The organism is Streptomyces sp. NPDC056738, assembly GCF_042790435.1.
GTDB lineage: Bacteria > Actinomycetota > Actinomycetes > Streptomycetales > Streptomycetaceae > Streptomyces.
Map to the genome: position 1 here is coordinate 100,797 of NZ_JBHTZF010000009.1, position 22,872 is coordinate 123,668.

Consider the following 22,872-nt stretch of genomic DNA (forward strand, 5'->3'; position numbering starts at 1 on the left):
CTCCGGCGTCTCCGGCTTCACCGGGCCGCCACGGGCTTGATGACGTACCCGGCGCCCCGGACCGTGTGGATCATCGGATCCCGGCCCGCGTCGACCTTCTTGCGCAGGTAGGAGATGTACAGCTCGACGACGTGGGCCTGGCCCCCGAAGTCGTACGACCAGACGCGGTCGAGGATCTGGGCCTTGCTGAGCACCCGGCGCGGGTTGCGCATGAGGAAGCGCAGCAGCTCGAACTCGGTCGGCGACAGTTCGATCAGGTCGCCTCCCCGGGTCACCTCCCTGGCCTCCTCGTCCATCGACAGGTCCCCGACGACGAGCCGCGGGCCCTCGTCCACGCGGCGGGCCATCCCGGCGCGGCGGAGCAGCCCGCGCAGCCGTGCGACGACCTCCTCCAGGCTGAACGGCTTGGTGACGTAGTCGTCGCCGCCCGCGGTGATGCCGGCGATGCGGTCCTCCACCGCGTCACGCGCGGTGAGGAAGAGGACGCAGACGTCCGGCAGCACGGTGCGCAGGTCGCGCAGCACGGCGAAGCCGTCGGTGTCCGGGAGCATCACGTCGAGGACGACGGCGTCGGGCACCAGCTCGCGCGCCGCGGCGGCGGCCGAGGCGCCGTCGCAGGCGGTACGGACCTCCCAGCCCTCGTAGCGCAGCACGCCGGACAGGACCTCGGCCAGGTCGGGATCGTCGTCGACGACGAGGACGCGTACGGGGGTGCCGTCGGGGCGGGTGAGCGAGGGCGCCCTGCGGGGAGTGCCGGGCTCGGGAGATCCGTCGCCCCGCTCCGGGTGGGAGCCGGTGCCGGGGTCCCGGGGAGCGCCTGGGTCTGGGGTGGGAGCGTTCATGTCGTCCTCCAGCATCGCTCCTCCCGGCGGTCCCTCCCCTCTGTGCGGCCTCTGAGTTTCCTCTGAGTCGCCTCGGCGCGAGGACCCGCGCCCCCGCGCCTCGGTGCCGGCCCCGCTCTGAGTTTCCTGTGAGTCCGCTCCGAAGGCGCCGGTTCAGAGGCTCCTCAGAGGTTCCCGACGCACAGTTTCCTCCCGGAGCACAGGAGAGAGGGACGGACGGATGACCACGGTGCACGAGCGGGTGGCGGACCCGCGCACGACACGAGGACGCCGGCGCCCCCGGCCCTCGCCCGCCGGGCCGCTGCTCGCCCTGCTGTGGGCGGGAGCGGCCGGCGTCCTCGCCCTGTGGTGGGCCGACACCCGGTCGGTGGTGGGCCCGGCCGGCTGGCTGACGGACGCCGGGCGGATGGCCGGGCTGCTGTGCGGCTACGCCTGCGCGGTCCTGGTGGCGCTGATGGCCCGGGTCCCGCTGCTGGAGCGGCGCGTGGGCTCCGACCGGGTGGCCCGCTGGCACGCCATGGCCGGCCGGTACACGATCTGCCTGCTGGTCGCGCACGTGACACTGATCCTCTTCGGCTACGCGGCCCAGGACGGGTCCGGCATCGTGGACGAGACGCTGAGCGTGGTCCTCGACTATCCGGACATGCTCAAGGCGACGATCGGCACGCTCATCCTGTTCGCCGTCGGGATCACCTCGGCACGCGCGGCCCGTCGCCGGATCAGCCACGAGTTCTGGTACTACGTGCACCTGCTGACGTACGTGGCGGTGTTCCTGGCCTTCTTCCACCAGCTCGCGCTCGGCTCCGACTTCGTCGGCGACGCGGCGGCCCGGTTCGCCTGGTACGCCCTCTACCTCGGTACGGCCGCGCTCGTCGTGTGGTTCCGGCTGCTCACCCCGGTACGGCTCAACCTGCGCCACCGGCTGCGCGTGGAGTCCGTGCACCGGGAGTCGCCCGGGGTCTTCTCCGTCGTGGTCGGCGGGGAGCGCCTGGACGAACTGGACGCGCGGGCGGGCCAGTTCTTCCGCTGGCGGTTCCTCGCGGACGGACTGCGGTGGACCTCGACGCCGTACTCGCTGTCGGCACCGCCGCGCCCCGACCGGATGCGGATCACGGTGAAGGCCCTGGGTGACCACAGCGCCGCCCTGGGGATGCTGCGTCCCGGGACCCGGGTGTGGGCGGAGGGCCCCTACGGCTCGCTGACCGCCGACCGGAGCACGACGTCGAAGGCCCTGCTGATCGCGGGCGGCGTCGGCATCACACCGCTGCGGGCCCTGTTCGAGACGCTGCCCGGCCGGGTCACGCTGCTCTACCGGGCGCGCACCGCCGAGGACTTGGCGCTGGGCGGCGAACTGGAGGACATCGCGCGATGGCGCGGGGCCCGGGTCCTGTACGCGCTCAACGCCGCCGACGGCACCCGCCCGCGGCTCACGGCCGACTCCCTGCGCGAGGCCGTCGCGGACATCGCCGAGCACGACGTCTATCTCTGCGGGCCCCCCGCCATGGCCCGGGACCTGTACGGGGAACTGCGCGCAGCGGGCGTCCCCGACCGCCGTATCCACCACGAGTCGTTCGAACTGTGAGGCCGCCGTGCACGCCCTGAAGAAGAACCGTCCGCTGCGCCGGGTGACGCTGGCGGCCGCCGCCACGGTCACCGGCTTCGTCCTGATGCTGTCGCTGAAGCCGCACACGGCGCCGACGGCGGCCGACGCCTCCTCGCCCGTGGGGCACTCCTCCACCTCGTCCCCCGGAGGCTCGTCCGGGGATTCCTCCGGAAGCTCCTCGGGAAGCTCCTCGGGGACGTCCGGCGGGTCGAAGAGCGCGGGGACCAGGACCGTCACCGGCGATGCGGTGCAGACCCGTTGGGGCCCGGTCCAGGTGCGCGTCACGGTGAAGGACGGCAGGATCACCGAGTCCACCGCGGTCGTCTATCCTTCCGACAATCCCCGGGACCCGGAGATCAACAGTTACGCGATCCCCACGCTCAGGCGCGAGACCCTGGCCGCGCAGAGCGCGCAGATCGACTCGGTGTCCGGAGCCACGTACACCAGTGACGGATACAAGCAGTCACTCCAGTCCGCACTCGACTCGGCAGGCCTCTGAACGCACGGGCGTCGTGGACCGTATCTCTGGGCCAGGGGGCCACTCCCCTCACCCCGTCTCTCCAGGACGAACACGGAGGAACCGTGTCCACGATCGCCGGTGGTCGCGCCGCGCGGCGCCAGACCATGCGCCGAATCCGCCCTCGCCGCTCGCCCGCCGTCCCGCTGCTGATCGCCGTCTGGGCCGGCGCCGCCGCGGTCCTGTGGCTGTGGTGGAACAACACCCCGTCCATCGCGGACAACAACGGCAGGATCCTCAACGCCGGCCGTATCACCGGGCTGCTCGCCGGATACCTGATGGCCCTCGTGGTGCTCCAGATGGCCCGCGTCCCCGCGCTCGAACGCCGGGTGGGCTCCGACCGGGTGGCGCGCTGGCACGCGATGACCGGCCGCTACACCATCTGCATGGTCCTCGCCCATCTCTTCCTGACGATGTGGGGCTACGCCCTTCAGTCCGGCAAGGGGCTCGGCGGGATCGTGCAGCAGACCGTCGACTCGGTCAACCAGCTTCCCGACATGGGCAAGGCCGCGATCGGCACGGGTCTGCTCGTGCTCATCGGGTTCATCTCCATGGGCTGGCTCCGCCGGCTGATCCCGTACGACACCTGGTACCACGTGCACCTGCTGACGTACGCCGCGGTGTTCCTGACGTTCTGGCACCAGCTCTCCACCGGCAACGACTTCGCCGTCGAACCCGTCGCCAAGACCGTCTGGTACGGGCTCTACGGATCGGTGACCGCGCTGGTCCTGTGGTACCGAATCCTTTCTCCGATCCGGCTGAACCTGAAGCACCGGATGCGGGTCGAGGCGGTCATCGAGGAGACGCCGGGCATCGTGTCGGTGCTCATCAGCGGACGCAAGCTGCACCGGATGGGCGCGGAGGCCGGGCAGTTCTTCCGCTGGCGCTTCCTGACGCCCGGGATGCGGTTCAGCTCCCACCCGTACTCGCTGTCCGCGTCGCCCCGGCCCAACATGCTGCGCATCACCGTGAAGGCGATCGGCGACCACAGTGCCGCCCTGCGCGATCTGGAGCCGGGCACCCGGGTCTGGGCCGAGGGCCCCTACGGCGCGCTGACCGCCGGCAAGCGCAGCCGCGGCAAGGTGCTCCTGGTGGCGGGCGGTGTCGGCATCACGCCGATGCGGACGCTGTTCGAGACCCTTCCCGGCGCGTCCGGCGACCTCACGCTGCTCTACCGGGCCAACACCACCCAGGATCTGGCCCTGTGGGACGAACTGGCCGCCATCTCCAAGGAGCGCGGGGCGCGGCTGATGTACGCGGTGAACAGCCCCGAGGGCGAACGCCCGGACATCTCGGCGGACTCCCTGCGCCGCAAGCTGCCCGACATAGACGACCACGACGTCTTCATGTGCGGGCCGCCCGGCTTCGCCCAGGAGGTGTACGCGGCACTGCGCGGCGCGGGGGTCCCCGCCCGCCGCATCCATCACGAGTCGTTCGAGATGTGAGCGACGGGAGTCAGGAACAATGAAGAAGAATCACCCCATACGCCGGTTCGTGCTGGCCAGTGCCGCCACCGTGTCCGGGATCGTGCTGCTGCTGGCGCTCAAGCCGGCGTCCGACCCGGCCGCGGCGTCGGCCCAGGCCGGTGCCGTGCCCCAGCAGACGGCGGCCGCCCAGGGGGCGCAGGGCGGCGCCGCCGAGCAGGCGGGTGCCGGCACCGTCCTCGGTGACGTGGTGCGGACCGAGTACGGTCCGGTCCAGGTACGGCTCAGCATGAGCGGCGGCAGGATCACCAAGGCGGACGCGGTCCAGGCGCCCTCGGGCGGGACCAGCTCCCAGAAGACCGAACTCGCCGTCCCCAAGCTCAACCAGGAGGCCGTCGCCGCGGGCAGCGCCCAGATCGACACCGTCTCCGGCGCGACCTACACCAGCGAGGGCTACAAGAAGTCCCTCCAGTCGGCCCTGGACAAGGCGAAGGCCGCTGGCGGCACCTCGGGATCCTCCGGGTCCTCGGGCTCGGCGGGGGCGTCGCCCGCGGCACCGGCCGCGCAGGCCCGGGTCGTCACCGGCGCCGCGACGAACACCCAGTACGGACCGGTCCAGGTCCGGGTCACCCTCTCCGGCAAGAAGATCACCAAGGCCGAGGCGGTCCAGGCACCCTCGGGCGGGACCAGCTCCCAGAAGACCGAACTCGCCGTGCCCAAGCTCAACCAGGAGGCCGTCGCCGCGGGCAGCGCCCAGATCGACACCGTCTCCGGCGCGACCTACACCAGCGAGGGCTACAAGAAGTCCCTCCAGTCGGCCCTGGACAAGGCCGGTGTCTGAGCCCGCGCAGGACGCGCCCCAGGAGCTGCGCCACGCCGAGGAGGTGATGGGCACTGTCTTCTCCTTCGACGTGCGCGGCGGCGAACCCGACGCCGTGCGGACGGCGTTGGAGGAGGCGGTCGCCCAGCTGCACCGCGTGGACGAGGTGTTCAGCACCTACCGCGAGGACAGCCAGATCTCGCGGCTGGCCCGCGGGGAGATCACGGTCGAGGAGTGCGACCCGCAGGTCGCCGAGGTGCTGGAGCTGGGCGCCGAGGCGGAACGGGTCAGCGACGGCTGGTTCAGCACACGGTACGAGGGGCGGCTCGACCCCACCGGAATCGTCAAGGGCTGGGCCGTCGAGCGCGCGGCCCGGCGTCTCACCGCGGCGGGGGCGAGCGGAGTGAGCGTCAACGGCGGCGGCGACGTCCAGCTCCGCGGCGTCCCCGGGCCGCACCGCCCCTGGCGGGTGGGTGTGTCCGACCCGCTCCGACCGGGCGCGCTCGCCGCGGTGGTCTCCGCGGCCGGCGTCGACGAGCTGGCCGTCGCGACCTCCGGCACCGCCGAACGCGGCGCCCACATCGTCGATCCGCGCACCGGGAAGTCGGCGGTCACCGACCTGGTGGCCGTGACGGTGGTGGCCCCCCGTCTGACCTGGGCGGACGCCTGGGCGACCGCGGCCTTCGCGATGGGCTCGCGGGCGGGCCTCGACTGGCTGGAGTCGCTCCCGGACGTCGAGGCGCTGCTCATCACGGCGGGCAACGAGGTCAGATGCACGGGAGGCCTCGCCCAGCGCCTGGGCTGAGCGGGGCGGCCCCCACGTCAGGCGGGCGTACGACGGTGGAGGCGCACCCCGCTGCGGGGTGCGCCTCCACCGTCGTACGTGTCAGTGATCGTTCTGGGCCAGCCGCAGCAGATGATCGGCCAGCGCCTGCCCGCCCGTCGGATCGCGGCTGATCAGCATCAGGGTGTCGTCCCCGGCGATCGTGCCGAGGACGTCGTGCAGTTCCGCCTGGTCGATCGCCGAGGCGAGGAACTGCGCGGCCCCCGGCGGGGTGCGCAGGACCACGAGGTTCGCCGAGGCCTCCGCGGAGATCAGCAGCTCCGAGGAGAGCCGGCGCATCCGCTCCTCCTTCGCCGACTCCCCCAGCGGCGCGCGCGGGGTGCGGAAACCGCCCTCGCTCGGCACCGCGTAGATGAGGTCGCCGTCGTTGTTGCGGATCTTCACCGCGTTCAGCTCGTCGAGGTCCCGGGAGAGCGTCGCCTGGGTGACGTTCAGCCCGTCGTCGGCGAGAAGCTTCGCCAACTGGCTCTGCGAGCGCACCGGTTGCCGGTTGAGGATGTCCACGATCCGGCGGTGGCGTGCGGTGCGGGTCTGCGGCACGGCAGGCCCTGCGTGCTCGTGGTCCTGCGCCTGACTCATCGTCGTCGTCCCATTTCCCGGTTCACCCGTCCCCGTTGGCTGCGTCGAGGATGCCGGGGAGGGCCCGGAGGAACGCGTCCACCTCGTCGTCGCCGAGGTTCAGCGGCGGCATCAGCCGTACGACATCGGGGGCGGGCGCGTTCACCAGGAGACCGGCGTCCTGAGCCGCCTGCTGCACCTGGGGCGCGAGCGGCTCGGTGAGCACGATACCCAGGAGCAGGCCCGCACCCCGGACATGGTCGATCAACGGATGGCCGGAACCGTCGCCGAGCCCCTCGATCCCGTTCCGCAGTTTCTCGCCGGCGCGCTTCACGTTCTCCAGGAGCCCCTCGGACTCGATGGTGTCGAGCACGGCGAGCCCGGCGGCGCAGACGACGGGGTTGCCGCCGAACGTCGTGCCGTGGTGGCCCGGCTCAAGGAGCCCGGCCGCCCGGCCGAAGGCGACGGTGGCGCCGAGCGGCAGTCCGCCGCCGAGGCCCTTGGCGAGCGTGACGATGTCGGGCAGGACGCCTTCGTGCGCCTGGTACTCGAACCAGTGGCCCGTGCGGCCGATACCGGTCTGCACCTCGTCCAGGACGAGCAGCGCGCCATGGGCGGCGGTGATGGCGCGGGCCGCCTTCAGGTAGCCGGGGGGCGGTACGACCACGCCGTTCTCGCCCTGGATCGGCTCGATGATCACCAGTGCGGTGTCCTCGGTGACCGCCTCGGCGAGGGCCTGCGGGTCGCCGTACGGGACGTGGGTGACGTCGCCGGGCAGCGGCAGGAAGGGCTTCTGCTTCGCGGCCTGGCCGGTGAGCGCGAGGGCGCCCATGGTCCGGCCGTGGAAGCCGCCGGTGGTGGCGACCATGTGGGTCCGGCCGGTCAGCCGGCCGATCTTGAACGCGCCCTCGTTGGCCTCGGCGCCCGAGTTGCAGAAGTACACCCGGCCCTCGCGGCCGAAGAGCTGGAGGAGCCGTTCGGCGAGGGCGACGGGCGGTTCGGCGACGAAGAGGTTGGAGACGTGGCCGAGCGAGCGGATCTGCCGGCTCACGGCCTCGACGATCGCGGGGTGGCCGTGTCCGAGGGCGTTGACCGCGATACCGCCGACGAAGTCGAGGTACTCGTTGCCGTCGGCGTCCCACAGCTTCGTGCCGGCACCGCGGACGAGCGGCAGTCGCGGGGTGCCGTAGTTGTCCATGAGCGCGCCCTGCCACCGCTGGGTGAGCTCCGCGTTCGTCGCGCTGCCGGTCATTCGGCGTCCCCCGCTTCCTCGTCGTCCGGCACGACCATCGTGCCGATGCCTTCGTCGGTGAAGATCTCCAGCAGGATCGAGTGCTGGACCCGGCCGTCGATGACACGGGCGGTGGTGACGCCGTTGCGTACGGCGTGCAGACACCCCTCCATCTTCGGCACCATGCCGCTGGCCAGCTCGGGAAGGAGCTTTTCGAGCTGGGAGGCGGTGAGGCGGCTGATCACCTCGTCGCTGTCGGGCCAGTCCTCGTAGAGACCCTCGACGTCGGTGAGGACCATGAGGGTCTCGGCATCCAGCGCGGCAGCGAGTGCCGCAGCCGCCGTATCAGCATTGACGTTGTAGACATGTCCGTCGTCCTGGCTCCGGGCGATCGAGGAGACGACCGGGATGCGGCCGTCGGCGAGCAGGGCCTCGATCGCGCCCGTGTCGATCGCGGTGATCTCGCCCACCCGCCCGATGTCGACCAACTCCCCGTCGATCATGGGCCGGTGCTTGGTGGCGGTGATGGTGTGCGCGTCCTCGCCGGTGAGGCCGACGGCGAGCGGTCCGTGCTCGTTGAGCAGTCCGACCAGCTCGCGCTGGACCTGTCCGGCCAGCACCATGCGGACGACGTCCATCGCGTCCTCGGTGGTGACGCGCAGGCCCGCCTTGAACTCGCTGACGATGCCGTGCCGGTCGAGCGCGGAGCTGATCTGCGGGCCGCCGCCGTGCACGACGACCGGCTTGAGGCCGGCGTGGTGCAGGAAGACGATGTCCTGGGCGAAGGCGGCCTTCAGCTCGGCGTCGATCATGGCGTTGCCGCCGAACTTGACGACGACGGTCTTGCCGCGGTGCCGGGTCAGCCAGGGCAGCGCCTCGATGAGGATCTGCGCCTTGGGCAGAGCGGTGTGCTTGCGGGTCGGATTGCTCATGAGGAGTACGCGCTGTTCTCGTGGACGTAGTCGGCGGTGAGGTCGTTGGTCCAGATCGTGGCGGTCGCGTCGCCGGCGGCGAGGTCCGCGACGATGTGGACCTCGCGGTAGCGCATGTCGACCTTGTCGCGGTCCTCGCCGACACCGCCGTTCTTGCAGACCCACACGCCGTTGATGGCGACGTTCAGCCGGTCCGGTTCGAAGGCGGCCTTCGTGGTGCCGATCGCGGACAGGACACGGCCCCAGTTGGGGTCCTCGCCGTGGATGGCGCACTTGAGCAGGTTGTTGCGGGCGATGGAGCGGCCCACCTCGACGGCGTCGTCCTCGCTCGCGGCGTTGATCACCTCGACCTTGATGTCCTTGCTGGCGCCCTCGGCGTCCCGGATGAGCTGCTGGCCCAGGTCGTCGCAGACCGCGCGGACGGCCTCGGCGAACTGCGCGTGGTCCGGGGTGACCTCGCTGGCTCCGGAGGCGAGCAGCAGCACGGTGTCGTTGGTGGACATGCAGCCGTCGGAGTCGACCCGGTCGAAGGTGGTGCGGGTGGCCGCGCGCAGCGCCCGGTCCAGGTCCGCGCTGTCCACGTCCGCGTCGGTGGTGAGCACGACCAGCATGGTGGCCAGACCCGGCGCGAGCATGCCGGCGCCCTTGGCCATGCCGCCCACGGTCCAGCCGTCCTGGGTGACGACGGCCGTCTTGTGCACGGTGTCGGTGGTCTTGATGGCGATGGCGGCCTTCTCGCCGCCGTGCGGGCCGAGCTGGGCGACGGCCAGGTCGATGCCCGGGAGGAGCTTGTCCATCGGGAGCAGGAGGCCGATGAGGCCGGTCGAGCAGACGGCGACGCCGCCCGCGCCGATGTCCCCGAGCGTCTCGGCGACCTTCTCGGCGGTGGCGTGGGTGTCCTGGAAGCCCTTGGGGCCCGTACAGGCGTTGGCGCCGCCCGAGTTGAGGACCACCGCGTCCAGGCGGCCGCTCTTGAGGACCTGCTCGGACCACAGGACCGGCGCGGCCTTCACACGGTTGGAGGTGAAGACGCCCGCGGCGGCGCGGCGGGGCCCGGTGTTGACCACGAGGGCCAGGTCCGGGTTGCCGTTCTCCTTGATTCCTGCGGCGACGCCGGCCGCGGTGAATCCCTGTGCTGCCGTGACACTCACGGTGCGACTCCGATCGTGGAAAGCCCCAGTTCCTCGGGAAGGCCGAGGGCGAGGTTCATGCTCTGGACGGCACCGCCTGCGGTGCCCTTGGTCAGGTTGTCGATGGCGCTGATCGCGATGATGCGGTGTGCGGCGGCGTCGTACGCGACCTGGACCTGAACGGCGTTGGAACCGTAGACGGACGCCGTGGCGGGCCACTGCCCCTCGGGAAGGAGGTGGACGAAGGGTTCGTCGGCGAAGGCCTTCTCGTAGGCGGCCCGGACGGACTCGGCGGTGACGCCGGGCCTGGCCTTGGTGTTGCAGGTGGCGAGGATGCCGCGGGGCATGGGCGCGAGGGTGGGCGTGAAGGAGACGGTGACGGGTTCCCCGGCGGCGGCGGAGAGGTTCTGGATCATCTCCGGGGTGTGCCGGTGGACGCCGCCGACGCCGTAGGGGGTCATGGACCCCATGACCTCGCTGCCGAGCAGGTGCGCCTTGGGCGCCTTGCCGGCGCCCGAGGTGCCGGAGGCGGCGACGATCACGGCCTCGGTCTCCGCCAGCCCCGCCGCGTAGGCCGGGAACAGGGCGAGCGAGACGGCCGTCGGGTAGCAACCGGGTACCGCGATGCGCTTGGACCCCTCCAGCGCGGCGCGGGCACCCGGCAGTTCGGGGAGGCCGTAGGGCCAGGTCCCGGCGTGGGGGGAGCCGTAGAACCGCTCCCAGTCGGCCGGGTCCTTCAGCCGGAAGTCGGCGCCCATGTCGACCACGAGGACGTCGGCGCCGAGCTGCTCGGCGACCTCGGCGGACTGGCCGTGGGGCAGCGCGAGGAAGACGACGTCGTGGCCGCGCAGGGCCTCGGCGGTGGTCTCGGTGAGGACGCGGTCCGCGAGCGGGAGCAGATGGGGCTGGATCCCGCCGAGCCGCCGGCCCGCGTTGGAGTTGCCGGTCAGGGTGCCGATCTCGATCTCGGGGTGTGCCAGCAGCAGACGCAGCAGTTCCCCGCCCGCGTATCCACTCGCTCCCGCCACCGCCGCACGCATCGCCATGGAACCCTCCTCTTGGATGGCATGACTATACGTTTCCATGCACGTTTATGCAATCCTCCGCAGTGGCGGCCGGGAGCATCGCCCGGCGTGAAGGGCGGAGACACCCGGTTCCGTGCGACCGGCGCGGGCGACGGGCACCGAAGACGTATACCCGTCACCGTCGCAGTCCCCACTCGCGCATCACACGATCGAATCTGGAGTAACCGCGGGCGCCCTCCGCATGAATTCCGGCCAAAGGGTGACATCGCCTTCGGCGGCGGGCCGCAGGTTGGAACCATCCCCCGCATGTCTCTTCCCCGGGCCCCGCACAGGGCTCTCCTCGTCTGTGCGGTCGCGGTGGCGCTCGCGGGCTGTTCCGCGTCCGGATCCGGATCCGGCGCCGCCGGCCGTTCGCCGGGCACCTCGGTCTCCGCCTCGGGGGACTCCCGCCGGACGGTGGTGACCTTCGCCGGGGCGTCACCGCTCGCGGCCGACCCCCTGCGCCGGACGGTGGACCGCATGCGGGCGCGCGCCAAGGCGCTGGGGCTCAAGGACGCGCGAGTCGCCACACAGGGCAACGAGATCACGGTCACCGGCCGTGCCGCCGACCTGGAGCAGTTGACCGAACTGGGCATGTCCGGACACCTGGGCTTCCGGCCCGTCCTGGCCGAGGACGTGGTCGGCGCGGCACCGACCCCGACACCGACGCCCTCGGCCAGCGCCGCCCCCACACGGGGGCGGGCCGTCACCGACGGTCTGCGGCGCCCGCGTGCCGCCGACTCGCCGAGCGCGAGTGCCGCCCCGGCTCCGGCCCAGGGGAGCGCCGAGGAGGCGGCGCTCCAGGCGCGCTTCGCGGCGCTGGACTGTTCGGTGCGGGAGCGGCCCGCCACAGAGCGGGAGGCCGCCGCGCGGGAATCGGTCGTCGCCTGCGGGAGCGACGGCGCGGCGTCCGGCTCGCGTGCCAAGTTCGCGCTGGGGCCGACGGCGGTGGACGGGGCCCATGTGTCCTCGGCGAAGGCAGTGAAGGAGCCCCAGACCGGGACCTGGCGCGTGCGGCTGGACTTCGACTCCGTCGGTGCCCGGCAGTTCTCCGAGGTGACCCGGCGCCTCTCCCTGAACGCCTCGCCTCAGAACCAGTTCGCCATCGTCTTGGACGGCACCGTGATCTCCGCCCCGTCCGTCAGTCAGCAGCTCGACGGCGGCACCGCCGAGATCTCCGGAAGCTTCACCCGGGAGTCGGCCCGGCAGCTCGCCGTCACCCTCCGCTCGGGCGCGCTCCCCGCTCCCCTGACCGTCATGAGCGTGACCTCGCTCAGGCACCCCTGAACCGCACCGAGAACCACTGGAGGACCGCCCGTGTCATCGTCGACGTCCGCTCACTGGAGCGCGTACGAGATCTTCGCCGTCCTGTCGGGCATCATCCTGATCGGAGCGGCCTTCGTACCCGGCAACTCGGTCAAGAACCGCGCCTGGGCCGCTCTGGGCGGGATATTCCTCGCCTGCTACGGGTGGTACGTCGCCCATCAGACGACGGGCACGTTCCAGTTCCCCGTCATCATCTTCCTGATCCCGCCGGGCGCGGTGATCTACCTGCTGGTCAAGGCGTTCGGCAACTCGGGCGGCCAGAACTCCCCGCCCGGCGCGGGCGGCTCCGGAACGCCCGGCTCCGACGGGCACGGCACCCCGGGAACCGGCGGCTGAGCTCCCCGCGGGGCGCCACGGCTGCCCGGGTGCCGCCGGTGGCGGCCCCGGGCGGGGAGCCTTCGGTCAGGAGCGCTTGTCGTCCTGCTCCGCGTTCTTCTGCTTGATGCGCGCCGACTCCTTGCGGACCTCGGCCTGCGTGGCGCGCTCACGCCGCAGCCACTCGGGGTCCTCCGTCTTCAGCGCCTCGATCTGCTCGGTGGTGAGGGCCTCGCTGACGCCGCCGCGGGCGAGCCCCGCGATGGAGACACCGAGCTTGGCGGCGACGACGGGACGCGGGTGCGGGCCGGTACGGCGCAGCTCCTGGAGCCACGCGGGCGGGTCGTTCTGCAGCGCGTTCAGCTCGGCACGCGAGACGACGCCCTCCTGGAACTCGGCGGGGGTGGCCTCGAGGTACACACCCAGCTTCTTCGCCGCGGTGGCGGGCTTCATCGTCTGGGCGGTCTGGTGCGAACTCATGGGTCAAGGGTATCGACCGCTCGGGCCCCCGCCGACCATCGCCGGTACGGCGCCGATGGCGACGCCGGGTAATCTGACGGGGTGACCGGCTCCGAAACACCCCCCTCGTTCAGGCTCGCCTACGTCCCGGGGGTGACGCCCTCGAAGTGGGTGCGGATCTGGAACGAGCGCCTGCCCGACGTGCCCCTGGTCCTCGTCCCGGTGCCCGCCGCCGAGGTGTACGACGTCCTGCGGCGCGGCGACGCCGACGCGGGCTTCGTCCGGCTGCCGGTCGACGGGACCGACCTCAGCGCGATCCCCCTCTACACCGAGACGACGGTCGTCGTGGTCCCCAAGGACCACATCGTGGCGGCGGTCGAGCAGGTCAGCGGCGAGGACCTCGCCGACGACATCGTGCTGCACCCCGAGGACGACCCGCTGGACTGGGAGCGGCTGCCGGGCAAGCCGGCGCTGGAGCGGCCCGCCGGCACCGAGGACGCCGTGGAACTCGTCGCGGCGGGCATCGGGGTCGTGGTCGTGCCGCAGTCCCTGGCCCGGCTCCACCACCGCAAGGACCTCACGTACCGGACGGTCACCGACGCCCCCGAGTCGCGGGTCGCGCTGGCCTGGCCCGAGGAGCGGACGACCGAGCTGGTCGAGGACTTCATCGGCATCGTGCGCGGACGCACGGTGAACAGCACCCGAGGGCGTTCCCAGACCCCGCCCGCCGCACAACAGAAGGGCGCGGCGAAGTCCGCGAAGGCGTCCCCCCGGAAGGCGGACGCGGGCGGCAGCCGGCGCAAGCCCGCGCCCGGCAAGACGGGCGGCAAGGGCGGCGGCAGGGCCACGGCCAAGAACCCCCGCAGCGGCAACGGCGGCCCGAAGGGCGGCGCGAAGCGCGGCAAGCCCCGCCGAAGCTCCTGACATGGGCGAGTTCTGGCCGGTCGAGGACGTGCTGGCGTACCTGGCCGGAAGCTGGCGGGTCGAGCGGACCGTACGGGACCTCGCGAGCGACGCGGAGGGCCGCTTCACCGGCACCACGGTCTTCGAGCCCCTGGGCGACGACGGCGGGCTGCTGCACCGGGAGTCGGGCACGTTCGTGTGGCAGGGCGTCGCGCGGCCGGCCGAGCGGACACTGCGGTTCCTGCCGGGCCGCACCCCCGGGACCGCTCTCGTACGGTTCTCCGACGGCCGGCCCTTCCACGACCTGGACCTGACGGGCGGGCGGTACGTCGCCGACCATCCGTGCGCGGCGGATCTCTACCGGGGCGAGTTCAGCGTGCGGGACGAGAACCACTGGCGGTCCGTCTGGCGGGTACGGGGACCGGCGAAGGACCTGGTGCTGAGCACCGGCTACACGCGCCCGACCTGAGCCGGCGCCCCGTCGACGCGCAGATTCCAGCGGCCCGCCCGGCCCGTCACGGTGATCGCCGACAGGGGCCGGACGTCGATGTTCCAGTACGTCGAGGGCGGTGCCTTGAGCGCGTAGACCAGCGCGGCCCGCACCACCGACGGCTCGGCGACCGCGACGATGCTGCCGCCGTCCTCCCCCGGCCGGGTGTCGAGCCAGGCCCCGACCCGGGCGATGAAGGCCAGCAGGCTCTCACCGCCGTGGGGTGTGGAGCGGGGATCGGAGAGCCAGGAGTCCACGGCCTCCGGCTCGCGGGCCATGGCCTCGCCCAGGGTGAAGCCCCGCCAGCGGCCCATGTCGCAGTCACGCAGCGCGAGCTGGACCAGCGGGGCGTAGCCGAGGACGTCGCCGGTGGCCCGGCTGCGGGGTGTCGGAGCGCAGTAGCGCAGCTCGGCCGCGGCCAGCGGCAGCAGCCCGGCGGCGGCGCGCTGGGCTTCCTCCCACCCCGCCTGGTCCAGCGGCCGGTCGTCCTCGAAGCGCTCCGCCAGCAGCGCGGAGCTTCGCGCCGCCGCGACGAACGTGACCCGAAGATGCATGGGCAGATCGTGGAGCGCCTGCCTCCGCAGGTCAAGGGTGTCACTCGGAGTAGTCGAATATGCACAGAACATCGGCCAGTGGTCTGTGCGCCCGCTGTGCGGGCCCTTCGGATCCGGTTCGCCCGTCGTCGGGGCCCCGCGGTCCCGCGGGGTGCGGAGTCCGGCCGGATCCGCTCAGGTCCGTACCTCGTCGTACGCCGCCGCCAGCCGTCGTACGCCCTCCGTGATCTCCTCCGTGCCCGCCACCGCCGCGAAACTCAACCGGATCTGGGCGGCCGGGGGTTCGGCGCTGTAGTAGGGGCGGCCGGGGGTCACGGCCACCCCCGCGCGCAGGGCGGCGGCGACGAGCGCGGACTCGTCGGTGCCGTCGGGCAGCCGCGCCCACAGGTGGTAGCCGCCGAACGGGACGTGCGGCAGGGCGAGTTCGGGCAGACGCAGCCGCAGCGCGGCGGTCATGGTGTCCCGACGGGTCTTCAACTCGGCCGAAACTGTGCGCAGATGACGCGGCCAGGCCGGTGAGCCGACGAGTTCGAGCGCGGCTTCCTGGAGCGGGCGCGGCACGAAGAAGGTGTCGACGACCTGGATGGCCCGCAGCCGCTCCAGCACCGGACCGCGGGCCGCCAGGGCGCTGACCCGGAAGCTGGGCGAGGTGGCCTTGGTGAGGGAGCCGACGTGCACCACGACGCCGTCCGGGTCCTCGGCGGCCAGCGGACGCGGCAGCGGGCCCGCGTCCTCGTGGACCAGGCGGCGCACGAAGTCGTCCTCGACCACGAAGGCCCCGGCCTCCCGCGCGATGCGCAGCACCTCGCCGCGCCGTTCGGGCGCGAGCACGGCGCCGGTCGGGTTCTGGAACAGCGGCTGACAGACGAAGACCCGGGCGCCGGTGGCCTTGAAGGCGTCGGCCAGGAGCTCGGGTTTCACCCCGTCGGGGTCCACCGGGACCGGCACGGGGCGAAGACCGGCGGCGCGGGCGATGGCCAGCATGCCCGGATACGTGGGCGACTCGACCAGGACCGGGGCGCCGGGCGGCGCGAGCGCGCGCAGGGCGGTCGTCAGGGCGGTCTGGCCGCCGGCCGCGACCAGCACCTCGGCCGCGCCGATCGCCCCGCCGATGCCGCGCGCGAACCACTCGCGCAGTTCGGGCAGCCCTTCCATGGGCGGCCGGGACCAGGCTCCGGGGCGGCGCCCGGCCCGGGACAGGGCGGCGCCCATGGCCCGCTCCGGCTGGAGCGAGGGGTGCAGATAGCCGCCGTTGAACTCGACGACGCCGGGCGCCGGCGCGGCGAGCGAGACGAGGACGCCGGAGGCGTCCACGGTGCGGGGGACGGCCTCGGCCGAGGTGTCGGCGCTGAGCGCGATCTCCTGCCAGGAGGTGTCCCCGGTGGAGGCGAGGGAGGGCCGGGGGCGGGCCTTGAAGGCACCCGCGCCGGGCCGGGTGACCACGAGTCCCTCGGCGGCGAGCTGCGCCAGCGCCCGTGACACGGTCACCGGGCTCACACGGAACCGCTCGACGAGTGCCCGGCTGGAGGGCAGCTTTCCACCAGGAGAGTAGCGGTCCAGCTCCTGTCGCAGCCGTTCCGCCAGATCGCCCACACTGCTACGCTCTTGCATGAGAGCACAGAGTAGCGCTATCGACCGGACCGGGATAGCGGTCGACGCCGGGACCGCGACCTCCCCTCCGGCCACCGCCGCGCCCCGGAGCCCCGCTCCGGCGGACCGCCGTTCGGGCACCGTCCAGGCGGCGCTGGGTGTCACCGCCTTCTCCCTCACCTTCCCCGCGACGGCCTGGGGCCTGGAGGGCTTCGGCCCCTGGTCGCTGGTGACCGTGCGCTGCGTCCTGGCGGCGGTCCTCGCGGGCGGCTGTCTGCTCGCGCTGCGGGTCCCCCGGCCGGACCGGCGGCATCTGGCGGGCCTCGCCGTCGTCGCCGCCGGGGTCGTCCTCGGCTTCCCGCTCCTGACCACGCTCGCGCTGCGGACGTCGACCACCGCCCACGCGGCCGTCGTCGTCGGGCTGCTCCCGCTCACGACGGCGCTGTTCTCGGCGCTGCGCACCGGCGCGCGGCCGTCACGGACGTTCTGGCTGGCCGCGTGCGCGGGCGCGGCGGCCGTGATCGCGTTCACCGTGCAGCAGAGCGGCGGCGCCCTGACCGGCGCGGACGCCTATCTCTTCGGGGCCCTGCTGATCTGCGCGGCCGGCTACACCGAGGGCGGCCGGCTGGCCCGGGTGATGCCGGGCTGGCAGGTCATCGGCTGGGCCCTGGTCCTGTGTCTGCCCCTCAGCGTTCCGGGCGCGCTGGTGGCGCTGTCGTACGAACCCGTCCACCTCACGGCGCACAGCGTGACCGGGCTGCTGTGGGTCGCGGCCGGTTCGCAGTTCCTCGGCCTGGTCGTCTGGTACCGGGGCATGGCGTCGATCGGCATCCCCAAGGCCAGCCAGTTGCAGCTCGCCCAGCCGCTGCTCACACTGGTGTGGTCGGTACTGCTCCTGGGCGAGCGGCTCACCCCGGCGGCACCCCTGACGGCGGCGGCCGTCCTCGTCTGCATCGCTCTGACCCAGCGGGCACGGGGCTGACCCTAGGGAGGAGACCGTTCAGATGCACGCAACCAAAGGCGACAAGCTCGTGCAGCACGGCCGGACCGTCGGACAGCACGACAAGGTCGCGGAGATCACCGAGGTCATGGGAGCGGAAGGCTCTCCCCCCTACCGCGTGCGGTTCGAGGACGGTCACGAGGCGGTGTGCTCGCCGGGCCCGGACTCCGAGATCCGCCACCGTGAGATGCCGCCGCGGTAGGACGATCCGGGCGGGCGCCGGGAGGCCGGCGCACGCTCAGCGCGGGGCTTTCGCCGGCTGCCGGTAGTGGTCGGCGACGACCCGTGCCATCGCGCCGATCCGGTCCGCGGCCGCCTCCGAGGCCGAGAAGAAGACATGCCCGCGCACCTCGGCGTGACGGCGGGCCAGGGTGAGATGGCGGGAGAGTTCGGCCGGGTCCTGCCAGGCGGCGGGCTGCGCCGGGTCGCCCGCCTTGTACAGCGCCTCGCCCGCGTAGAGGTGGACGCCCGTGCCGCGGGTCACCTGCGCCCACCAGGGCAGCAGCTTCGCGTAGTCGGCGGCGGCGAAGCCGATGTTCCAGTAGAGCTGGGGGCAGATGTAGTCGATCCAGCGCCGCGCGACCCATTTCCTGGTGTCGGCGTACAGGTCGTCGTACGTCTCGATGCCGGCCCGGGTCGGTGAGCCGAGCGGGTCGGTCGAGGCGTTCCGCCAGACGCCGAAGGGGCTGATGCCGAAGCGGACCCCGGGCCGGACCTTCCTGATGCCCTCGGCCATCTCCCGCACCAGCAGGTCGACGTTGTGCCGCCGCCAGGACGCCCTGTCCGGGAAGCCCGCCCCGTGGCCGGCGTACGCCGCGTCGTCGTCGAAGCGCTCGCCCCGCACCGGGTACGGGTAGAAGTAGTCGTCCCAGTGCACTCCGTCGACGGGGTACCGGCGCACCGCGTCGAGCATGGCGGTCCGGACGAAGGTGCGGACCGCGGGCAGTCCGGGGTTGTAGTAGAGCTTCCCGCCGTGGCGCACGGTCCAGTCCGGGTGCAGCCGCGCGGGGTGCGAGGGCGCGAGTTTCCGGGGGTCGGGCTGTCCCGAGACGCGGTACGGGTTGAACCAGGCGTGCAGTTCCAGGCCGCGGGCGTGGGCCTCGCGCACCGCGGTCCCCAGCGGGTCCCAGCCGGGAGCCTCGCCCTGGACGCCGGTCAGGTAACGGGACCACGGCTCGTACGGCGAGGGCCACAGCGCGTCGGCGGCGGGCCGGACCTGGAGGATCACGGTGTTCAGACGCAGGCGCACCGCCGTGTCCAGGTGGCCCAGCAGCTCGGCGCGCTGGCGGGCGGGGCTCAGGCCGGGGCGGGAGGGCCAGTCGCGGTTCGAGGCGGTCGCGAGCCACATGCCCCGCATGGCGGCCGGGGCCGTCGCCCCACGCGGCGCGGCCGCGTCCTGGGCGGCCGCCGCGTCCCCCGCCGTACCGATCCCCGACAGTGTCGCGAGCGCGGCCGCCGCGAACGCCCGGCGTGGCAGTCGCCCCATATCCGTACCCCTTACGTCGCGGATCCGTCCGGTCACGTGCCGTATCGGGACACAGCATGCACCACCCCGACGATCGATCATCGATACTTGGGAGTAACGTGCACGTTCGGAGCAGGGACCGAACAACGGACAACCTGCCAGGCAGTGCGGATCAGCGAAGGGGACGATGTGACCGACATCGAACGCGTCGGAGTGGTGGGCTGCGGCCAGATGGGAGCGGGCATTGCCGAGGTGTGCGCCCGCGCCGGACTGGACGTGAAGGTCGCCGAGACCACCGGCGAAGCCCTGGAGATCGGCCGGACCCGGCTCTTCTCCTCCCTGTCCAAGGCCGCCGAGCGCGGAAAGATCTCCGACGACGAGCTCAAGGCCACCCAGGACCGGCTGAGCTTCACCACGGACCTCGGCGAGTTCGCCGACCGTGACCTGGTGATCGAGGCCGTCGTCGAGAACGAGCAGGTGAAGACCGAGATCTTCCAGGTGCTGGATCAGGTGGTGACCAGGCCGGACGCGATCCTGGCCTCCAACACCTCCTCGATCCCGCTGGTGAAGCTGGCCGTCGCGACCTCGCGCCCCGACCAGGTCATCGGCATCCACTTCTTCAACCCGGCCCCGGTGCAGCAGCTCGTGGAGCTGATCCCGGCGCTGACCACCTCCGAGGGCACCATCGGCCGCGCCCAGCTCTTCGCCGAGAAGGCGCTCGGCAAGCACGCGATCCGCGCCCAGGACCGCTCGGGCTTCGTCGTCAACGCGCTGCTGATCCCGTACCTCCTGTCCGCGATCCGGATGTTCGAGTCGGGGATCGCGAGCCGCGAGGACATCGACAACGGCATGGAGATGGGCTGCGCCCACCCGATGGGCCCGCTCAAGCTGTCCGACCTGATCGGTCTCGACACGGTGGCCTCGGTCGCGTACTCGATGTACGAGGAGTACAAGGAGCCGCTGTACGCCGCTCCCCCGCTGCTCCAGCGCATGGTCGACGCCGGCCGCCTGGGCCGCAAGTCCGGTTCCGGGTTCTACACCTACGGCTGACCTGCCGACCACCGGCTGAACACCCGCTCCGCTTCGCGGAGTTCGCGCGGGCCCGGCACCCTTCGGGGTGCCGGGCCCGCGTCGTTCACACGCCGTGTGCGCACCGGGCTCGCATATGCCCGGCGCACACTCTCCCCACCCGTGCACCGGGCGAGTTGACTTTCCGTACGCAGACACAGGGATGTGCCGACCACGGAAAGGAGCGGACTCGTGACCGCCGACCCCGAGCATCCCGCGGCACCGAAGGAGATCGCGGAGTTACGCCGGTCGCTCGAAGTGGGGTTCACCCGCATCGAGGGAGGACTGGCACTACTCACCCAGCGCGACGACCAGACGGCCAAGGATCTCGATGACCTGAGCACACGGATCGTCGCGCTCGAACACACCCGCTGGCCACTGCCCACCGTCGCCGTCGTCGCGGCCGTGGGCGCCCTGGCCGTCGCGGTCTGGCAGGCTCTCGGCCACTAGGGCCCGGGACGCCGGGGGCCGATCAGGGCAACACGTCCTGTCCGAGCCTGAGATGGTGCAGGAGCAGCAGCGCGGCCGCCATGTTGGCGGCCGGGACCTCACCGCGGGCGACCATGTCGGGTACGAGTTTGAGGGGAACCCACTCCCGGCGGTCCGACTCGAAGTCGTCCACGGGGTGTCCGATGTACGCGCCCTCGTCGGCCCAGTAGATGTGATGCCGGGCGTCGGTGAGCCCGTTGGAGGGCTCGACACTCATCAGATGCCGCAGGGGTCCCGGCCGCCACCCGGTCTCCTCCTCCAGTTCGCGGGCCGCCGCCGCGGCGATGTCCTCGCCGTCCTCCACGACGCCCGCCGGCAGCTCCCATCCCCAGCTGTCGGTGATGAAGCGGTGCCGCCACAGCAGCAGCACCTCGTTGGCCTCGTTCACCACCGTCGCCACGGCGACGGGCCGCAGCCGTATCAGGAAGTGATCGAGATGCCGCCCGTCCGGCAGCTCCACATCTGCGAGATTGACGCTGAACCAGCGGTTTTCATACACAGTTTGTTCATTCTGTTTCGTCCACTGCACGGTTCTGCCACCTTCCGCCGAGTGAAGGCAATATCGCAGCAGCCGCGTCCCGACAGCAGGGCTCACTGGGGTCGGGACGCAGCACGGCGGCGGTGAACGAAGGGGTGTGCGGGGCCGCTTCCTACAGCGGTACGCGCAGTGCGCCGTCGATGAGTTCAGCGGCCTCGGTCGTCCCCGCGCAGCCGCTGCGCACCAGGTGTTCGCGTACCGCGCGCAGTCTGTCGCGCAGCCGCTGGGACTCCATTCCCCGTGCCTGCTCGGCCATTTGAACAGCCGTCGCCACCGCTTTGTCGGCGTTGCCCTGGCGCAGTTCGATCTGGCTGAGCATGGCCAGCCGGTGCACCCGGCCCCGGTCGTGCGCCGGATTGTCGACGGCGGCCGCGGCGTGCTCCGCGGCGGCCACCAGGTCGCCGAGGCTGAGCAGCGCCTCCGCCACCTGTACGTTGACCAGTCCCGGCTGGACATAGCCGGTCTCGTCGGGCTCGTAACCGCGCCGGATGCGCTCGGCGGCCTGCTCGGCACGCCGTATGCAGGACAGTGCGCTGCTGCCGTCGCCGAGGTGCGCGTACGCCTTCGCCTGCATGGCGTAGAGGTCGGAGGCGAGGGCCGGCGTGATGTGGCGCCCCGCGGCGCGCAGCGCGGCCTCGGCGAAGGCGACCGCCTGCCGGTACTCGCGCATGAACAGGGACTGGTTGACCAGCAGGGCTATGACGTAGGCGCCAAGTCCCCTGTCCCCACTGGCCTTCGCCAGGCGCAGCGCCTGGTGGAAGTAGCGCTGGGCCAGTCCGTGCGCGTCGGAGTCGTAGGCGCAGATGCCCGCGATGGCCACCAACCCGCCCGTCGCACGGTGGAGTTGACGCCCGGTGGCGTCGGTGTAGCTGCCGCGCAGCAGGGGCGCGGTCTCGGAGTTGAGGAAGCCGACGATCCGGGTGCGGGTCGCTATGCCCCCGGCCTTGCGGTACATCTGCTCGTAGTGGGCCCGTGCCGCGCGCAGCATGTCGATGTCGGCCATGCTGACCTGATGGCGGCCGCCGCGGGAGACGTCCACGTCCTCGGGCGGGTTCTCCCACTCCCACACCGGCATGACGGCGGGGGTTCCGGTGACGGCCTGGGCGCCGAGGATGTGCGGGCGCTGCTGTTCGTCGGAGCGCCACAGGGCGGTGGCGCGTTCGACGAAGCCGGAGAGCGAGCCGGCGTGCGGGGTGGAGGGCTCGCCGGGGACCCCGAGGCCGATGTCGTCCAGGGTGACGGGCCGGTGCAGGCGCCCCGCGAGCACCTCGCAGATCAGGTCGGGCACCTGTCCGCGCGGTCGCTGGCCCTTCAACCAGCGGGCCACGGCGGTGTGTTCGTAGCGCAGGGCCAGACCGCGGGCGCGGCCCGCCTGGTTGACGTGGGCCGCGAGTCCCGCGTGCGAGATGCCCGCCTCGTCGAGGATCGCGTCGAGCAGAGTGTTGGGCTGCATGGGAGGCCCCCCGAGTGGCTCGTTGCCGACGGCGCCGGCCGGGCGACCGCTCCCGACCGCACCAGAGAGAGTAGTGCGTCCCCTTTCACACGGGGTGTGATGGGAATGCCCGTATCCGCGCTGTGCGCGCGCTGTCGCGGAGAGTTTCGCACCGGTTGACTGAAATGCCTCGCAAGAGGCCGGCCGGGCCGCCGGCTCCCCCTCGTACAGTACGGCGGCCCGCTCCGCGCCGTCCGCCCGGCCGCCTGCCCGACACT

General features: G+C 72.3%; 25 protein-coding genes. 13 read left to right on the plus strand and 12 right to left on the minus strand.

From position 1 onward, the window contains the following. Positions 1–17: 17 nt before the first annotated feature. The gene (locus tag ACFRIC_RS23930; protein WP_382789000.1) at positions 18–857 is read right to left on the minus strand and encodes a response regulator transcription factor; all 840 of its coding nucleotides are present in this window, start codon (positions 855–857) and stop codon (positions 18–20) included. Positions 858–1,062: 205 nt separating this feature from the next. Here ACFRIC_RS23930 and ACFRIC_RS23935 point away from each other — a divergent pair, with 205 nt between their 5' ends. From ACFRIC_RS23935 to ACFRIC_RS23955, 5 genes are all read left to right on the plus strand, one after another. Next, positions 1,063–2,424, plus strand: coding sequence for a ferric reductase-like transmembrane domain-containing protein (locus ACFRIC_RS23935; protein ID WP_382789004.1), 1,362 nt, complete (start codon positions 1,063–1,065; stop codon positions 2,422–2,424). 7 nt (positions 2,425–2,431) lie between these two features. Continuing rightward, the gene (locus ACFRIC_RS23940) at positions 2,432–2,944 is read left to right on the plus strand and encodes an FMN-binding protein (RefSeq protein ID WP_382789007.1); all 513 of its coding nucleotides are present in this window, start codon (positions 2,432–2,434) and stop codon (positions 2,942–2,944) included. Positions 2,945–3,069: 125 nt separating this feature from the next. Further along, positions 3,070–4,407 carry a ferric reductase-like transmembrane domain-containing protein gene (locus tag ACFRIC_RS23945; RefSeq protein WP_382789594.1) on the plus strand — a complete coding sequence of 446 codons (1,338 nt, stop codon included), beginning with the start codon at positions 3,070–3,072 and terminating at the stop codon, positions 4,405–4,407. Between the two features lie 19 nt (positions 4,408–4,426). Then, positions 4,427–5,227: an FMN-binding protein gene (locus tag ACFRIC_RS23950; protein WP_382789009.1), complete on the plus strand. Its 801-nt coding sequence runs from the start codon at positions 4,427–4,429 to the stop codon at positions 5,225–5,227. 46 nt (positions 5,228–5,273) lie between these two features. Further along, positions 5,274–6,011 carry an FAD:protein FMN transferase gene (locus tag ACFRIC_RS23955; protein WP_382789597.1) on the plus strand — a complete coding sequence of 246 codons (738 nt, stop codon included), beginning with the start codon at positions 5,274–5,276 and terminating at the stop codon, positions 6,009–6,011. Positions 6,012–6,092: 81 nt separating this feature from the next. Here the strand turns inward: ACFRIC_RS23955 and ACFRIC_RS23960 are convergent, their stop codons facing one another. From ACFRIC_RS23960 to argC, 5 genes are read right to left on the minus strand one after another with little or no spacing between them, the layout of a single operon-like run. Then, the gene (locus tag ACFRIC_RS23960; RefSeq protein ID WP_328454389.1) at positions 6,093–6,629 is read right to left on the minus strand and encodes an arginine repressor; all 537 of its coding nucleotides are present in this window, start codon (positions 6,627–6,629) and stop codon (positions 6,093–6,095) included. A gap of 22 nt (positions 6,630–6,651) precedes the next feature. After that, positions 6,652–7,860 carry an acetylornithine transaminase gene (locus ACFRIC_RS23965; protein ID WP_382789012.1) on the minus strand — a complete coding sequence of 403 codons (1,209 nt, stop codon included), beginning with the start codon at positions 7,858–7,860 and terminating at the stop codon, positions 6,652–6,654. Then, entirely contained in the window at positions 7,857–8,771 is a 915-nt protein-coding gene (argB, locus tag ACFRIC_RS23970; RefSeq protein WP_382789015.1) for an acetylglutamate kinase, read from the minus strand. The genes ACFRIC_RS23965 and argB overlap by 4 nt, the downstream gene beginning before the upstream one ends. Further along, positions 8,768–9,922, minus strand: coding sequence for a bifunctional glutamate N-acetyltransferase/amino-acid acetyltransferase ArgJ (gene argJ / locus ACFRIC_RS23975; RefSeq protein ID WP_382789018.1), 1,155 nt, complete (start codon positions 9,920–9,922; stop codon positions 8,768–8,770). The genes argB and argJ overlap by 4 nt, the downstream gene beginning before the upstream one ends. Then, positions 9,919–10,947, minus strand: a complete 1,029-nt coding sequence (gene argC / locus ACFRIC_RS23980) for an N-acetyl-gamma-glutamyl-phosphate reductase (protein ID WP_382789021.1) — start codon at positions 10,945–10,947, stop codon at positions 9,919–9,921. The genes argJ and argC overlap by 4 nt, the downstream gene beginning before the upstream one ends. 285 nt (positions 10,948–11,232) lie before the next feature. Between argC and ACFRIC_RS23985 the strand changes: the two genes are divergently transcribed. Then, positions 11,233–12,252: a hypothetical protein gene (locus ACFRIC_RS23985; protein ID WP_382789024.1), complete on the plus strand. Its 1,020-nt coding sequence runs from the start codon at positions 11,233–11,235 to the stop codon at positions 12,250–12,252. A gap of 30 nt (positions 12,253–12,282) precedes the next feature. Beyond that, positions 12,283–12,627 (plus strand): hypothetical protein, encoded by a 345-nt coding sequence (locus ACFRIC_RS23990; protein ID WP_382789027.1) that lies wholly within the window; start codon positions 12,283–12,285, stop codon positions 12,625–12,627. A 66-nt stretch (positions 12,628–12,693) separates the two neighbouring features. Here ACFRIC_RS23990 and ACFRIC_RS23995 read toward each other — a convergent pair whose 3' ends face one another. Continuing rightward, complete coding sequence (locus ACFRIC_RS23995; protein ID WP_382789029.1) at positions 12,694–13,086, minus strand: DUF5997 family protein; 393 nt, start codon at positions 13,084–13,086, stop codon at positions 12,694–12,696. An 81-nt stretch (positions 13,087–13,167) separates the two neighbouring features. On the opposite strand from ACFRIC_RS23995, the gene ACFRIC_RS24000 reads away from it, so the two are divergent. Both ACFRIC_RS24000 and ACFRIC_RS24005 read left to right on the plus strand, forming a co-directional pair. After that, the gene (locus tag ACFRIC_RS24000) at positions 13,168–13,989 is read left to right on the plus strand and encodes a LysR substrate-binding domain-containing protein (RefSeq protein WP_382789031.1); all 822 of its coding nucleotides are present in this window, start codon (positions 13,168–13,170) and stop codon (positions 13,987–13,989) included. A 1-nt stretch (position 13,990) separates the two neighbouring features. Then, positions 13,991–14,437: a DUF6314 family protein gene (locus ACFRIC_RS24005; RefSeq protein ID WP_382789034.1), complete on the plus strand. Its 447-nt coding sequence runs from the start codon at positions 13,991–13,993 to the stop codon at positions 14,435–14,437. Here the strand turns inward: ACFRIC_RS24005 and ACFRIC_RS24010 are convergent. Together ACFRIC_RS24010 and ACFRIC_RS24015 are read right to left on the minus strand one after the other, a co-directional pair. Further along, positions 14,419–15,012 (minus strand): histidine phosphatase family protein, encoded by a 594-nt coding sequence (locus ACFRIC_RS24010; protein ID WP_037628345.1) that lies wholly within the window; start codon positions 15,010–15,012, stop codon positions 14,419–14,421. The genes ACFRIC_RS24005 and ACFRIC_RS24010 overlap by 19 nt on opposite strands. Positions 15,013–15,186: 174 nt before the next feature. Continuing rightward, the gene (locus ACFRIC_RS24015; RefSeq protein WP_382789037.1) at positions 15,187–16,623 is read right to left on the minus strand and encodes a PLP-dependent aminotransferase family protein; all 1,437 of its coding nucleotides are present in this window, start codon (positions 16,621–16,623) and stop codon (positions 15,187–15,189) included. On the opposite strand from ACFRIC_RS24015, the gene ACFRIC_RS24020 reads away from it, so the two are divergent. Together ACFRIC_RS24020 and ACFRIC_RS24025 are read left to right on the plus strand one after the other, a co-directional pair. After that, entirely contained in the window at positions 16,622–17,584 is a 963-nt protein-coding gene (locus tag ACFRIC_RS24020) for a DMT family transporter (protein WP_382789040.1), read from the plus strand. The genes ACFRIC_RS24015 and ACFRIC_RS24020 overlap by 2 nt on opposite strands. 22 nt (positions 17,585–17,606) lie before the next feature. Continuing rightward, positions 17,607–17,804, plus strand: a complete 198-nt coding sequence (locus ACFRIC_RS24025; RefSeq protein WP_339128264.1) for a DUF1918 domain-containing protein — start codon at positions 17,607–17,609, stop codon at positions 17,802–17,804. A 36-nt stretch (positions 17,805–17,840) separates the two neighbouring features. Here the strand turns inward: ACFRIC_RS24025 and ACFRIC_RS24030 are convergent, their stop codons facing one another. After that, on the minus strand, positions 17,841–19,088 hold the full coding sequence (locus ACFRIC_RS24030; protein ID WP_382789042.1) for a glycoside hydrolase family 10 protein: 1,248 nt from the start codon (positions 19,086–19,088) through the stop codon (positions 17,841–17,843). A gap of 168 nt (positions 19,089–19,256) precedes the next feature. On the opposite strand from ACFRIC_RS24030, the gene ACFRIC_RS24035 reads away from it, so the two are divergent. Next, on the plus strand, positions 19,257–20,117 hold the full coding sequence (locus tag ACFRIC_RS24035) for a 3-hydroxybutyryl-CoA dehydrogenase (RefSeq protein ID WP_382789045.1): 861 nt from the start codon (positions 19,257–19,259) through the stop codon (positions 20,115–20,117). 210 nt (positions 20,118–20,327) lie between these two features. Beyond that, on the plus strand, positions 20,328–20,585 hold the full coding sequence (locus tag ACFRIC_RS24040; RefSeq protein ID WP_103547884.1) for a hypothetical protein: 258 nt from the start codon (positions 20,328–20,330) through the stop codon (positions 20,583–20,585). 22 nt (positions 20,586–20,607) lie between these two features. Here the strand turns inward: ACFRIC_RS24040 and ACFRIC_RS24045 are convergent, their stop codons facing one another. Then, positions 20,608–21,153 (minus strand): NUDIX domain-containing protein, encoded by a 546-nt coding sequence (locus ACFRIC_RS24045; protein ID WP_382789048.1) that lies wholly within the window; start codon positions 21,151–21,153, stop codon positions 20,608–20,610. A 121-nt stretch (positions 21,154–21,274) separates the two neighbouring features. Continuing rightward, positions 21,275–22,615, minus strand: a complete 1,341-nt coding sequence (locus ACFRIC_RS24050; protein WP_382789051.1) for a transcriptional regulator — start codon at positions 22,613–22,615, stop codon at positions 21,275–21,277. Between the last annotated feature and the right edge of the window lie 257 nt (positions 22,616–22,872).